This is a genomic window from Pontibacillus sp. HN14, assembly GCF_021129245.1.
GTDB lineage: Bacteria > Bacillota > Bacilli > Bacillales > BH030062 > Pontibacillus.
This window is the reverse complement of the sequence record NZ_JAJOLR010000001.1, coordinates 1159704-1173912: the sequence shown is the minus strand read 5'-3', so window position 1 is coordinate 1173912 and position 14209 is coordinate 1159704. Positions and strand designations below refer to the sequence as shown.

Below are 14209 nucleotides of genomic sequence, written 5' to 3'. Positions count from 1 at the left end.
TGTAGGCGTTCTTTTATATATGAAGGTGTCCTGACTCCTTTCCTTTTGAGGGAAGGGGTTTTTTAGTAGGGATATAAGAATAAGTTGATGCTAAGGGTATTTCGAAATCTTGTTCCATAAGGTCGATAGCAGAACAAGAGAATACGCACTTGTTATGGAAAACTTTACAAATCGAAAGATGAAAGATATAATAATGATTGATTAATCAATCATTATTTATTGGGAGAGATTATAATGGCCATGCAAAAATCATCAGAAAAAAGAGAACGTATACTTCAAGCTGGTATTCAAACGTTTGCGGTTAACGGATACTCTACTACCACTATTAAGGAAGTGGCTAAAACAGCTGGAGTAAGCTATGGGACCGTTTTTACGTATTTTGAAAATAAGGAAGATCTTTTTAAAGCATCTGTACTCGAGCCTTTAGAAGAAGTTAAATCCGTAATGTTCAGCATTCCGCATCCTTCTGAACATCCTGCGGAGCAGATTAAAGAGACTATTGAGAGGCAGTTCCGTTTCTTTGCCCAACAAACCACTTACGCTCGCATGCTCCAATATGTAATCGGTCAACCAGAACGGTTCCCGGATCTGTTTAAGGAACTTGATCAATTTTCCCTTCACCTGAGGGAGGCTCTTAGACCTCTTATTTTAAAGGGGCAAGAGAAGGGGGAGCTCATTCAATTAGAACCGAATGATATTAGCGATTCTTATTTGTCGTTTATTAATGGGGTTCGTCTAACGTTTATCGATTCTGCTGAGGAAATGGAGCGATGGGATACATTCATTCGCCAGGCTTATCTATTATTTGGTCCGAGTAATCCATAATACGAGGAGGGATTGTATGAAGTTTAAAGAGCTGCATCGCAATGTGAAGATAAGATTGATCACTCAGTTTTTCACTCGATTCTCCAACATGATGGTTCTTCCATTTCTTGCTGTGTATTTTGCTCAAAAAGTGGGTGAAGTCGTAACGGGTTTAATGGTCATCAGTCTTATTGGCTTTGGAATAGCAGGAGGGATCATTGGTGGCTTCTCCTCTGACCGAATTGGGCGAAAGAGGTTAATGGTATGGTCAGAAGTAGGAGCCGCTATTGCTTTTCTCGCAATAGCCTGTATGAATTCCCCTTGGTTTGATGCTCCTTATGCCACATTCGGTATTTTTATCGTTGCTATGTTCTTCGGTGGGGTCATCGGTCCCGTTTCTCAAGCCATGGTGTTAGATGTCACTTTTAGTGAAAACCGTCGGTATGTGTTTACGTTATTGTACTGGGTTGGAAACATGGCTTCAGCTATTGCTGGAGTAGTAGGTGCCCTCTTGTTTCAACATTATCTTTTTCAACTGTTCCTAAGTATATCCGCTGTCTCATTATTATCTGCCATCATCACACAGCTGTTCATCACTGAATCCTACATAAAAACTCCAATAAAACCATCAAATCCAGAGGCCAAAGACAATATGTGGACTAATTATAAAACCGTTTTCGGGGACCGCATATTCGTAATGCTTCTGTTTGCGGCGATCTTGGTTTTATCCCTTGAGGAACAACTTACAAATTTTTTAGGCCTCCATTTTGTTCATACCATTGAAACGCAGAAATTGAGCAATATCCCATCCATAAATGTTCAAATTGATGGCTTGTTGATGATTGGGATTTTGCGTTCAGAAAATACTTTTCTCGTAGTCTTTGCGGCTAGCTTTATAACGTGGTTCATTAAGAGATGGAGTAATCACACTGTTTTAGTAGTCGGGTTAATCTCTTATACGGTCGGGTATGCCTTGTTTATATTTGTCAGTTCCCCGCTGATATTAATTGGGCTAATGGCTATTGTAACAATCGGCGAACTCATGTATATCCCCATTAAACAAAGCATGTTAGCTGACTTGGCTCCTGAGGATAAGAGAAGTTCGTATTTAGCTGCCTTTCAGTTCACGGGATACATAGCGATGCTAGTAGCCGCTCTTGGAGTGGTTATAAGCGGTCTTATTCCAGCGTGGGCTATGGGGGTGAAGTACGTTGTTCTTGGTTCATTAGGACTAATTCTGTTTTTGAAAGTGAACAAGAATCTTCTTTTAAACAAACAAAAGATTAAAGAGGAACAGACGGAAAGAGTAGAACATTTTTAAATAAAAATGATTGATTAATCAATCAATAAAAATTGGATGTGGAGGTGATCATATGAAAGACAAAAGAGTGTTGGTCAAAACCCTGAGTTTGGTTGGATTGATTTCCATTATGTTGATAATCGTTGCCCTATTCTTCCCCACCTGGACTCCAAAAGTGAAAGGTGATAACAGTATCAGTACATTAGAACAAGTCAATCTTAATGGGACTGGTCATGAAATTATGATACGTGGGCAAGACCGAGGCCATCCTGTGGTTATTTTTGTGCATGGCGGGCCTGGTTCTTCCGAATTAACCTATGCAGATGCTTATCAGAGCGGTTTAGAAGATCAATTCACTGTAGTGAATTATGATCAGAGAGGAACAGGAAAGTCTTATCATTTCTTGGAGGACTATTCGAATTTATCTTCTTCGGTACTAGTGGAGGACTTATTAGCATTAACCGACTATGTTTCAGATCGACTGGAGCAAGAGAAAGTCATTCTGGTTGGGCACTCTTATGGTACTTATATTGCTATGCAAGCTGCCGCTAAAGAACCAGAGAAATTTGAAGCCTACGTTGGTATTGGACAAATGAGTGATGTCGTTAAAAGTGAGGTGGAGAGTTGGAATTTTGCAATGAAGGAGGCAAAAGCTGCGGGGGACCAGGAGGTGGTGGAAGCGCTCCAAGATGTGAAGATGCCGGTGTATAGCGGAGAGACTGTAACCCCGAGAAGATCTATTATGAAGTATGGAGGAGCAACGAGGAAGATTGAGAATCCTGATAAGAACCTGGTTGGGAAAATGTGGAGTAGCGAATACAACTTAATGGACGTGATTCGCTACCTGAGGGGAATTTCTATCTCTCAAGAAGCATTGCTGCCGGAAGTATTTGAACACCCTCTGCCTTCAATCGTTACAAATTTGGACGTTCCGGTTTATTTTATAATGGGAGATTATGATTACCAGACTTCTTCTGCGGCGGCTAAAGACTACTTTGACACGATTAAAGCAAAGGAAAAGGGGTTTGTCAGATTTGAAGAATCGGCCCATTATCCGCAAATAGAAGAAAAAGAAACGTTTGAGGCATGGATGGAAGACACGTTTGCACAGTGAAAGGAAGGCTTTGGGTAAATAGGTTGTCCCGCTGACCTCAATCAAAAGTTAGAACTGTAAAAAAAGCTCTAACTTTTGACTACTTAATCCATTGTTTCAATTTCACGAATGATCCTGCATGAGCCATCACGAACCCTTGCTTCAAATGATGTGTCCTCCGGATAACAAACGATAACTTCATCATGGGTTGTCACAATAGCTTCAACTGTACAGATACATTCATTATTACAGCGATAGGTAAGAATAATAGGGACTGAGATTTCGATTGGCACTATACTTAGTTCAGGCTGTTGTGGAAATGGTTGAATAGTACCCACAATATCAAAAGTACTTTCATCAGATAGTACTCGACATGTTTTTGTAATCGTTTGGCCGGCGTTTTGGCAATCTAGTATGGCCACGATACACTCATCTGGGAGAGGAATGGTTACTCGTTCAGTAGAGCAGAACACAATCCAATCATATACTTTATTAGCATTTATACAATATGAGGGTGGTACGTTGTTTTGGGTAAACGTTAGTTGATCTGAGGGAAGTTCTGTTGGAAGCTCAAGTGTGATAGGGGCGGTGACATCGACTTCATTCGTAATACGAACAAGAACGTCCGCACTCAGTTGATTGATTTGGGCTACTCTGACGCTAAACGTACATTGGCTCTTATTTCCGGATGCATCTGTGGCAGTACAGGTTACAGGGGTTGTGCCTACAGGAAAGAAGTCGCCTGAGGAAGGAGTGCAGTCTGCTGTTGCTCCCTGGCAGTTATCGGTTACTGTTGGATTCGGGAAATTCACAATTGTCCCTGGTTCGCCGGGGCCAACGCCAACTACCACATCAGCAGGGCAGGTGATAACGGGTGGTTCTGTGTCATTTACAGTAACGCTAAAGCTACATTCACCCTGGTCCCCACTGGCATTTGTTGTGGTGCAGGTAACATCAGTGGTTCCCACAATAAACGTTTTTTCTTCGGTGATCGTCACTTCTTGTTGAGGGGGAAAGAAAGTCTGAGTGTTTCCGTTGCAAGTTATTTCGACTATGCCACAATCGTTACTTCTAGCTGTGACCTCGTAGCTAACCACCGCTGAACATTGGCCAGGATCATTTGAAACGATGATATCATCGGGACATAAAATGTTAGGATTACAAACTTGCGCAGGTTCAGTAAGAAAGGGGAAGTAATCTACATTCCCTACAATTGAACCTGGAGGCGGCCCGGAAGCATCCCCCCACCAATTGTCCTCTGCGTCGAGAGCAGGTGGAATCGATGAATTATAAAAAAGCTCACCGGCAATGTTGTTAAAAATGTTGTTGCCTGTAACAAGTACATTGGTTGGAAGGTTTCCATCTTTGCCGATGCGGACTCCATAAGTTAAACCACCAGGTTCTCCATTATCGCGAACGCAGTTATTCGTAATCGAAATTGAGTCAGGCCGCCCGTCAATATAGATGGCACCGTTGTCACTTCTGGTGTTATAGATTTCATTTCCATCAATGAGGGTGTTACTCATTCGAAGAGTGATTCCATCCTGAGCGACATCGTAAACGATGTTATTACGGATCACACCTCCTGTTAGATTGTCATCCCCACTGTCGCCGAGCTTAATTCCGTCATTAATACGAACATCGTGAACAATGTTTTGTTCTATGATGAAATCACTGGCTTCATAAAAATACAAAGCAGCATTACCGGATCGAATGTTGTTTACTTCATTGTAGCTTATGGTGTTGTTGGTAGATCCACAACAAACGTTTATGGCATCTCCTGCTGTATCATAAACATGGTTGTAGGTAATCAATCCATCCCTTATTGCGCGTAATTGTATTCCTTCATCAGTAAGACTATTGTGAACAATATTGTAACTTACAATTGGTCGAAACTTGATGGGAACAGGTGAATATATTAAATCTCCGTTACCGTTACGAACTTCAAACCCATTAATGGTCACATCATCGGCTTGGATGATAAATATATTCGAGAGTGCACCACCCCCATCCACAATTGCTTCTGTAGTCGGATCACCAGGGATTCTTGTGGTCGAGCAAATGGGTCTTGGATCAACATCGGCCTGGGGACCTAATATCGTAACAGGTTTAGTAATGGTGATAGAAGCTGCGGGTGTGTACAAGCCTGCTTCAACATAAACGGTGCCCCCTGGATCAACATTATCAATCCCCTCCTGGATTGTGGGATAATCGGTTGGAACATACACTTCAGTAGCCATGGTATTCTCCTTTCTATTAGACATGTACTACTATGTATATTCCAAAAAGTATAAAGAGGTATAGGCATTGAGGGGAGGGGACTGGCCTGATTTATAAATAGTCCAATGTCTTAGGTATGCATAGGGGAGAGAGGGGACAAATATTTAGTAAGGTTTAGGGGTTCACTTTAAGCCTTACAAATTTCCTCTTTCCCACCTGTACGACAATTCCATCAACAACTTCTATCATTTGTGAAGGATCCATTACTTTTTCCTGATTGATGCGGACACCACCATTTTGGACCATCTTTCTGGCTTCGCTTTTAGAAGGCAATAAATTCAACCCTTTCACTAAGTCAATAATGCTGATACTTGTTTCGAGCTCCCAAATAACTTCGGGCATATTTTCTGGCATCTTATTCTTACCGAATACATTAGCGAAATTTCCTTGGCTTTGATCCGCTTCTTCTTTGCTGTAGAACAACTCTACTAAGGAATGAGCGAGACGAACTTTTGCATCTTTCGGATGGAGGGTGCCATTTTCAAGCATTGATTTAATCGTCGAGACTTCCTCGATGGAGAGGTTTGACGTTAACTCAAAATACTTCACAATCAACCCATCTGGAATGGACATGGTCTTACCAAATATGTCGTTCGGACTTTCGTCTACTCCGATGTAATTGCCTTTCGATTTAGACATTTTCTCAACACCATCGAGACCTTCGATCAGTGGCAAAAGTAAGACGACTTGCTTCTCTTGCTCATAGTGTTCCTGAATTTGGCGCCCGAAGAGGACATTAAACTCTTGATCGGTTCCCCCGAGTTCTATATCTGATTGTAATGCATAAGAGTCATACCCTTGCATAACCGGATAGAAAAATTCATGAAGATAAATCGGTTTATGGGATTTGTAACGGTTGTGGAAGTCGTTTCTTTCTAACATGCGGGCGACCGTTACCGTGCTTGCTAACTCAAGAACTTTAGAAAAATCAAAGGTGGATAACCATTTGGAGTTGTAGTGAAGTTCTACCTTTTCCATGTTAATGACTTTCCCGAATTGTTCGTAGTACGTGTTCGCATTATGCTGTACTTCTTCATCTGTCAGGGCTTTTCTTGCTGTGTCTTTCCCAGTGGGATCGCCAATCCTACCGGTGAAGTCCCCGATAATAAGCTGGATCCTATGTCCAAACTGTTGGAATTGCTTCAGTTTATTTAATACGACCGTATGGCCTAAGTGTACATCAGGTGCAGTTGGATCTAGACCTAATTTTACTTTCAATGGTTGCTTTTTTACGATCGACTTTGCGATTTTTTCTTTTAACTCTTCTTTTGGAACGATTCGTTCCACTCCATATGATAATACTTCGAACTGTGTTTGTAGCTCCATTTGTTGATTGTTGTTTAATTGGTTCACAAATTTCATAATCCATCCCCCTTTTAACATACAAAAAAGCACGCCCCAATCATGGGACGTGCTTCTATCACGCGTTACCACCCAAGTTAAAGAATGAGCTTAAACTCATCTTCCACTTAACAAGATATCGGATTTACCGTCTGATTCTACTACCTGCTCGGTTTCCAATCAGAAGCTCAGGAAAGTAATTCACATAAATATGTGTGTCGATTCACAGCAACCATCGACTCTCTGTAACAGGGATATTTATCCTACTCTGTTCCGTCATTGCATCACGTATGAAATTAAGAATAATAGTACGGCTGTTGGTGGAGTTTGTCAAATTTTATTTTAATGGAGTCTAAAATATGCAAGTTAGAGGAGGGAAATATATCCTTTCGTAGAAGTGGGTAGGGATGCAATCTTCTACAATAGGAGCTGTGGATGGTAAAAGCAATATCCGCTTAATGAAAAAGGATTAGAATGCTAGTTTAACAACATAGAAAGGAAGATAGGATGAGTATCTTATTTAGGATGGAATACTATGTCAAAGATATAGAAAGATCTTTAGACTTTTATCAACATCTCGTAGGGTTAGAGCTATACGGGAAGAATGAGCGTGCTGCACGATTCAATTATGATTGTTTCTCACTTTTGTTAACTTCAGAAGAGGTGCTTAATAAGAAGCAAGAAGAGCGAAACTACTTCAGTCGAAATGGAATGGCACACGGTAAAGGGAACGGAGCTGAGATGATTATCGTAGTTGATCGACTTGAAACGGTATATGAGCGATTTCAGCAAGCGGACTATCCTGTTGTAGTGGGGATTCAGTCGTACCCATGGGAAATGAGGGGTTTCAAAATAGCTGATCCAGATGGAAATCTGATAAGGATTACTTCTGAGTAAGGTGAAGATACTGGCTTGGAAGAATCCGTTGTTGTTGCTGTCAGGGGTTGGAATTTCTTTTTTAGGAAACTGGATTTATTTAATTGCTATTAACCTGTTGATTTTAGATCTTACAGGTTCACCTGCTGCTGTAGCGGGTCTCTATGTATTAAAGCCTATCGCCGTTCTATTGATGAATGTGTGGTCAGGTAGTGTCGTAGACCGGGTGAACGAACGAAAGCTAATGGTAATGGTTGATATCCTAAGGGGTGCCCTCGTCTTTTGTATTCCCTTGCTATCCTCGCTATGGGGAATCTATGGGTTGATTCTAATTATTCATATGATTGGAGCATTTTTTGGTCCGGCTTCTTCTGTATACATAACAAAACTTGTACCTCAAACGAAACGGAAGCGGTTCAATTCATTTTTAGGAATGACAAATTCAGGAGCATTTCTGATTGGTCCTGGTTTAGCAGGGGTGCTGATTATGATGGTGGGTACAGAACTGTGTATTATAATTAACGGTATTACATTCCTGATCTGTGCCTTCTTGATCTTCCTTCTTCCTGACGATTTGGATCAAACGGGGAAAGTACGCGAACCGATGTCGTGGAAAGGCATTAGGAAGGATTGGCAAGCATTGAGAACTTTTGCTGAAAAAGCTCCATTTTTCATTACAGTCTACTTGTTATTTCAGGGTGCCATGATGGTAGGATTCGCCCTTGATTCTCAAGAAGTGACATATATCAAACAACATCTTCAATTATCTGACCAGAAATATGGGTTGATTGTCAGTATAACCGCGGTTGGATCGTTAGCCGGAGGAAGTGTAGCGGCGATTTTAGCAAATAAACTGTCTACAAGAATGTATTTAAGTGGAGGCATTTTACTTTCCTCTGTAGGATATGTGTTTTTCTACTCTTCTTATAATATGCTAACAGCGACAGTAGCTTTTATCTTTTTGGGCTTTTTTATGGCGTTTGCGAACACGGGTTATACGACGTACTTTCAGAACACGGTCCCCGTAAATCTTATGGGGCGGTTCGGAAGTGTAGCCAATATGGTTCAAGGGGTGATTCAGATCTTGTTAACGACGTTACTTGGTTTGTTCGCTCAGTGGTTTACGTTACAAGTCGTTTGCTTAATCTTAGCAGGTGCTGGAGCCATATTGGCACTTTTCCTTCTGTTCAAAGTGTTTATCCCTTCTGAGCGAAACGATTTTTCTCAACAGAACGTTTCTTTCTAAATTAATAAAGGAGGGTAAAGGAATGAGGGATTTTCATCAGAAGCACTTTTTTGTTCTAATGATTTTTTTGTTGCTTGTTGTAACAGGGTGCAGCACTTCGTTGAATGGAATCAAAGTAGACCAGGTAAAGGTTTACATAAACATCGAAAGTGAAGCCAACACAATGGTTAAAGAAATTACCGGTGAAAAGGATGAAGCAGGCGTCCTGATTAAACTTGTTCAACAAGTAAAGGAACAAGATAAAAATATAGACTTGCCACCTTCTGACTATCAATTAGTGTTCTCTCTTGAAAATGGAGAAACTCTCACTTATTCCCTTTGGTTAGATCCGGAGCAGGGAAGGGGGATTGTTATGGGAGATACTTCCCATTTTGCCGGAATCAGTTCCTCCGATGTGGAGAGGGTTGCTTCGATCATTAACGATTAACACATGCACTTCTTTCTTAATTAACAGAAAATTTAAATAAAATTTACAAAGAACACAAGACTTCTTAAAAGGTTTCGGGTTACAATAGATACATAGTTATTAAGTACCAGTTATGTGTAAGAGAATTTGTGCTCGTAATCTTTTATAGAAGGTGGTGCAGTGTTGAATCTGGTAGTCGTTTTGTGTTGTTTAATTCCTTTTATTTACAAACAAGTTTCCTGGCTTACTTACCGTGATAAACTCCTTAAAAACCCTAGAATAACGAGTAGTGTGGTCTTATGGCTTAGTTTTACCGTAGGGTTACTTCTAATAGGTCCTGAAGGCTTTTCTTCTGTTCCTGTAATCGTAGCAGGACTCGTTCTAATTCTAACAGATTATGGGTCTAATTATTCATGGATTGGTGAAGGAGGCAGGAGGATCGGGAGGCTTTCTGCAGTTTTAATTGTTTCTGTATTCGGAGACATTCAACTCAATACGATCTTCTTCCCTTCCTTACATGAGGGTATATCTCTTCATTATGTGACCATTCCTTTAACCATCATCTGGTTTCTGTTTGTGATGTCTATGGTACACCTTGCAAGTAAATTTACATTCAAGGGGACGAGAGTGCTATCAATCGTTCTATTGGTTATGCTCTTACTAGCTGTTTCTATGGGGCACGCATATGTAGTGATGTTTACAGGACTATTATTCTTATCCATTATTAGCACTCACTATGCGTATGGTGACCAAAGTACATCGACTGTAGATATAACGGGATTTATGATCGGGGTTGTCACCGTGTTCGATGCATCACAAACGGACGGAACCTTTGTACTGGGAGGGGCGTTAATCGCTATAACGGTTGTCCTTTCTATTGTTCACGGCTACCGAGTCGGAACGGCCCGTCAGAAACGAGCAATTTCATCCAGCCTTGTAACGATTGTTGGCCTTGCTCTAGTGATTGCTTCAATCCAGTATGTATTGCTCACCTTTATAGGATTAGGCCTTCTCTACTTATTCTTTTCTCATCAGGCCGAACCCGACCATGTATAAAAGAAGTCTTGCCATATGGCAAGGCTTTTTTATATGTAGAGAAATTCCATTTACTATCTCTCATAAAGAATTTGAATCTTACCGTTTTTGAAAGATAAAGATTTTGACATAAAGCTTGTTTCCGCTTCTCCATATAGGAGAAGGTGGTTCAGGAAATCGCGAAACTCCTGCGGCAGAGAGCATAGGGAAAACCACTTAGAGATCAACGCGAGCGAGGTGCCTTCCCAGCTCGCCGCGGAAAGCCAGTGATTCCCCGAACCACCTTACACTCTTTAGAATCGAACGGAAACATACATATCCTTCTTAAAGGTAGTATAAAAGTATTGTTTCTGAAAAGGTTTGGAACTTTCAGGTAGAATTATCGTACACTTTTGAGTGGGAGGGATGAATATGGAAGAAATACCAATACATATTGAGAACTACAAAGAGTTCGAAAGAGATCATCAAATAGATATAGACCAAGCAGAGAAAGTTCGGAAGCACGAATGGAGTCTTGCCAAACGAAGGATGCTGAAGAAGAGTAGTAAGGGTTTAATCATATGGGGTCTGATTCTGGCCGGGGTGACTTACCTATTGCAACTTCATTTCATATTTCCAATTATTATTGGGACCTTGTTTCCGATCTTTGTTCTGCCCTTTGTCTGGGTGCAGGAAAGAAGTGTAGCACAGGAGAGATTCACAGAAAAATACAAAACCCTCATGCATACAATGATGGAATATGCTGTTGAAGAAGCGAACAAGGAATACCGAAATCAGGGGCTACTCAACTCTTCTGGAGTCGATACACGGGATACGCTCACATTTGATTCGAACGGTGGGTGTGTCGACCGGCGTGAACTCTTGGAGTCAGAAGTCCTCCCACTCTTATCCTCTGATGTGAATGAATTTTATACAGAAGATCATGTCAAAGGAAAGATCGGAAAGACACGTTTTCAATTTAGTGAAATTCTGACGAAGAAAGTGGGGAAGAAATTAAGATACAATAGACAAAATCAACATACAAAGTATGTGCGAGTCGTGGTCCCGACGTTTGAGGGAATCGTCATGAAGCTGACACAACCTCAATATATCAGGGGGAAGATCATCCTCAGAGAACGGATAACAAGACGCTTTACACCAAGGAGAGCCGTTCGGAAGCTTCGTTACTGGATGATGAAAGTTCGTTATTTTTTCTATGTTCTGTTCATTCTTATATCGGGAGCGTTTGTTTATTCTTCATTCGATACCTCGGGGGAACATGCTACTCAAAAAGCTCAAATGATTTCTATAGCCGCCCTGGTCGTGTGCAGCGTTCTTTTTGGAGGATATGCCCTTTGGGGGTATGTAGACCGGCGCAGAAGATACAAAAGACTGAAGACAGGAAATAGCACCTTTGATCGTGCCTATATTGTAGAACACTCAGTAGAGGGGAGTGTGGAAGGTAAGATAACAAATCAACTGATGGAAGGAATCTTAAAAGCCCGTAAAACGTTACGCAACCCCATTTATCTAACGTTTAGTCAAGATAAACTGTACATGGCCATTCCGTTTGAGGCGCAGTCTCTATTCGAGCATCCTGTTTCGAAACGAGTAAGCAAGCGTTCTATGAAACAAGAATACAAAGCGTTGGCTGACTTTCTGTCTTGTATCGTGTTGATGGATGTTCATACAAGACAATATGAACAAAGATCTACCACATCGTAAAGGAGAGAGAAATTCGAACTAAGATTTTGTAATGGGGGAGCTAGCACAAAGTGCTAGCTTTCTTACTCTAATTCTTCTTTTGAAACCTTTTTTATTACCCATTGTTCGTTTTCTCGCACAATAATGAAGTGCGCCTTCACATGGTTAAACAACTCATTATCTCTTTCCTGAACAAGCTCATATTTCTCTTCTTCTAGTTGATTGAACGTATAGGGCTGATCGGTTTGTAATTGAATTCCGCCGTCGCGAGGCTTTACCTCAAACTGTCCTTCTATTGTCCAGAAGTAAGAATCTGCATTTGAAGCCGCTAGTTCTTCTGTCATCGAATCTGTGTAATACTTTTTTATTTCTTCTTTAGAAGTATAGTCATTATCAGGGTTATCATCTTGCATAACGTCTATGGTATGGGAGATCGCTTGTTCATATTGCTGAACGACTTTAGTGGCTTCTTCTTTTGTTAATTCTTCTTTCTCACTCGAATCAGATGTGTTCTTTGGATGGCTTTGATTGTCTTTCTCTGAATCCATTGTAGGTGATTCTTTCTTCTGCGGATCATTCTCTTGTTCTTCCATTGGTTCCGCAGTTGCTGATTGGTCTTCTTGAGAGGGAGCATCCTTGCACCCCGTAAGAACACAAAAGCTTGTTAATATAAACGCGGCCGTCTTTTTCATTTTACCCCTCCTTATTAGTAGGCGTATCACGTTGAAAGATGAAGCAAACGTCTGATTGGCCAAATTTTATAACGAATCAACAGTTAAAAAAATGGATGCTTTGTGATAGACTAAAGAGAGATAGGAAAGCGTTTTCGACTTGTTGGTAGCGTGGATAACGGGGAGAGTGATGATCTTGACGATTTTACTCATTTGTATATTACTAGGGTCTTCCATCGGAATTGCATTTCTATTGGTAGGCAAAGTTGAAGTGGCAATGAAAGGTTTCTTCCGAGGTGGTTTCGCTGGGGTTACGAATAGCAATAGTGCTTATGTACAATGTCCGACTTGCCGTGCAAAACAAAAGAGAGGAAATGGGGACCCTTATTGTGCAACGTGTCAAAGATACTTTTAGAAAAGGCAATGCTAGACGGCATTGCCTTTTCTTTATGTAGCTAGTTGGAGCTTTTCTGTCATTTTCCCTTCAAAGAGACGTGTGAATGAGGTGCAACGCTCATAATCTTCTTTTACATTTAAAGCCATTTCAATCTTGAATCCTTCCTGACAAATGAATGCACCTGATGCTTCAAGGCGTGATTGAAACAGATTGACGGCTTCACAAAACTTCGGATAAGACGTATCCCCTGATCCGAAAGAAGCGGCTGGTAGTCCATTTAAATCGACTTCTTCCATTTCTTCATAAAATTCTTCTACCTCATAAGGAAGATCTCCGTCTCCCCAAGTGTAAGAACCTAATAAAACCGCATCATAATCTAAGAGATCTTGTGGGTTCAATTCGTCCATTTCCTCTAGAGTGATTGAATGACCCGAATCTTCTAATACACTCATGATGTGGTCAGCTATTTCTTCCGTGTTTCCAGACATACTAGCATACGCTATGAGGATATTTGCCATCGTGGTCAACTCCTTTAAGATGGGATTCTAGTAAATGATGTAGTGAGCACATCCTGAACTTCTTCTAGCTTATTTACATAGTGTGAAAATTGGTCCTGGTTCCATTCGTCCAGTGCGGTGTTAACTTTATATTGATAGTAGTTCCTTTGTAAGTCGAGGTCCATTTCTGATTGGATGAGATGGTGTTCGTAAAAATCTTCAAGGTCGTCAATATGGACGAAGACCTGATAGGTTTGGTTCATAATAATCCGGACATACCATCCCATTGGTTCCACATTTTTCACCTCATCTGTCAGTTCTATTCGATCTCCTTTTTGAAAGGGAATCTTACTTGTATGAGGCTCCCCGGAACAAAAGCAATCTATCTTATGTTCAAAGGACTTTGTAACAATCCATGTGTATTCCATAACCAAACTCCTTTCATTAGAGATCTAAATGAAAATCATTATCAGAGATTAGGTTTGATTATAATTGATAAACATTCTCACAGTCAACCTTTAATTGATATTGATAATTATTTTCAATTGTGAAATACTATAGCTAAAGAGGAGAGGAGTGG

At 40.7% G+C, this 14209-nt stretch carries 13 protein-coding genes and 1 other annotated feature; of the genes, 8 read left to right on the top strand and 5 right to left on the bottom strand.

Annotated features, from left to right (window positions below; translation table 11 throughout):
• The first annotated feature begins 234 nt into the window (after positions 1 to 234).
• The 3 genes from LQ226_RS06060 to LQ226_RS06050 are packed head-to-tail and all read left to right on the top strand — an operon-like array spanning position 235 to position 3218.
• The gene (locus LQ226_RS06060; RefSeq protein ID WP_231416952.1) at positions 235 to 825 is read left to right on the top strand and encodes a TetR/AcrR family transcriptional regulator; all 591 of its coding nucleotides are present in this window, start codon (positions 235 to 237) and stop codon (positions 823 to 825) included.
• Positions 826 to 841: 16 nt separating this feature from the next.
• A complete protein-coding gene (locus LQ226_RS06055) occupies positions 842 to 2125 on the top strand; it encodes an MFS transporter (protein WP_231416951.1) in 1284 nt (427 codons plus the stop codon).
• Positions 2126 to 2177: 52 nt separating this feature from the next.
• The gene (locus LQ226_RS06050; protein ID WP_231416950.1) at positions 2178 to 3218 is read left to right on the top strand and encodes an alpha/beta fold hydrolase; all 1041 of its coding nucleotides are present in this window, start codon (positions 2178 to 2180) and stop codon (positions 3216 to 3218) included.
• Positions 3219 to 3301: 83 nt separating this feature from the next.
• Here LQ226_RS06050 and LQ226_RS06045 read toward each other — a convergent pair whose 3' ends face one another.
• Positions 3302 to 5437 (bottom strand): HYR domain-containing protein, encoded by a 2136-nt coding sequence (locus tag LQ226_RS06045; RefSeq protein WP_231416949.1) that lies wholly within the window; start codon positions 5435 to 5437, stop codon positions 3302 to 3304.
• Between the two features lie 154 nt (positions 5438 to 5591).
• Entirely contained in the window at positions 5592 to 6842 is a 1251-nt protein-coding gene (tyrS, locus tag LQ226_RS06040) for a tyrosine--tRNA ligase (protein WP_231417586.1), read from the bottom strand.
• 37 nt (positions 6843 to 6879) lie between these two features.
• Positions 6880 to 7107, bottom strand: a binding site (T-box leader).
• A 236-nt stretch (positions 7108 to 7343) separates the two neighbouring features.
• Between tyrS and LQ226_RS06035 the strand changes: the two genes are divergently transcribed.
• The 5 genes from LQ226_RS06035 (at position 7344) to LQ226_RS06015 (ending at position 12085) form a co-directional block, all read left to right on the top strand.
• Positions 7344 to 7715, top strand: a complete 372-nt coding sequence (locus LQ226_RS06035) for a VOC family protein (protein WP_231416948.1) — start codon at positions 7344 to 7346, stop codon at positions 7713 to 7715.
• Between the two features lies 1 nt (position 7716).
• Positions 7717 to 8940, top strand: a complete 1224-nt coding sequence (locus LQ226_RS06030) for an MFS transporter (RefSeq protein WP_354665906.1) — start codon at positions 7717 to 7719, stop codon at positions 8938 to 8940.
• Between the two features lie 22 nt (positions 8941 to 8962).
• On the top strand, positions 8963 to 9367 hold the full coding sequence (locus LQ226_RS06025; protein ID WP_231416947.1) for a YhfM domain-containing protein: 405 nt from the start codon (positions 8963 to 8965) through the stop codon (positions 9365 to 9367).
• A 159-nt stretch (positions 9368 to 9526) separates the two neighbouring features.
• Positions 9527 to 10402 (top strand): hypothetical protein, encoded by an 876-nt coding sequence (locus LQ226_RS06020; RefSeq protein ID WP_231416946.1) that lies wholly within the window; start codon positions 9527 to 9529, stop codon positions 10400 to 10402.
• 390 nt (positions 10403 to 10792) lie between these two features.
• Positions 10793 to 12085: a DUF3137 domain-containing protein gene (locus LQ226_RS06015; protein WP_231416945.1), complete on the top strand. Its 1293-nt coding sequence runs from the start codon at positions 10793 to 10795 to the stop codon at positions 12083 to 12085.
• Between the two features lie 62 nt (positions 12086 to 12147).
• Here LQ226_RS06015 and LQ226_RS06010 read toward each other — a convergent pair whose 3' ends face one another.
• The 3 genes from LQ226_RS06010 to LQ226_RS06000 form a co-directional block, all read right to left on the bottom strand.
• Positions 12148 to 12756, bottom strand: coding sequence for a hypothetical protein (locus LQ226_RS06010; RefSeq protein WP_231416944.1), 609 nt, complete (start codon positions 12754 to 12756; stop codon positions 12148 to 12150).
• Between the two features lie 426 nt (positions 12757 to 13182).
• Positions 13183 to 13650: a flavodoxin gene (locus LQ226_RS06005; RefSeq protein ID WP_231416943.1), complete on the bottom strand. Its 468-nt coding sequence runs from the start codon at positions 13648 to 13650 to the stop codon at positions 13183 to 13185.
• Between the two features lie 14 nt (positions 13651 to 13664).
• Positions 13665 to 14057, bottom strand: a complete 393-nt coding sequence (locus LQ226_RS06000; RefSeq protein WP_231416942.1) for a hypothetical protein — start codon at positions 14055 to 14057, stop codon at positions 13665 to 13667.
• Positions 14058 to 14209: the final 152 nt, after the last annotated feature.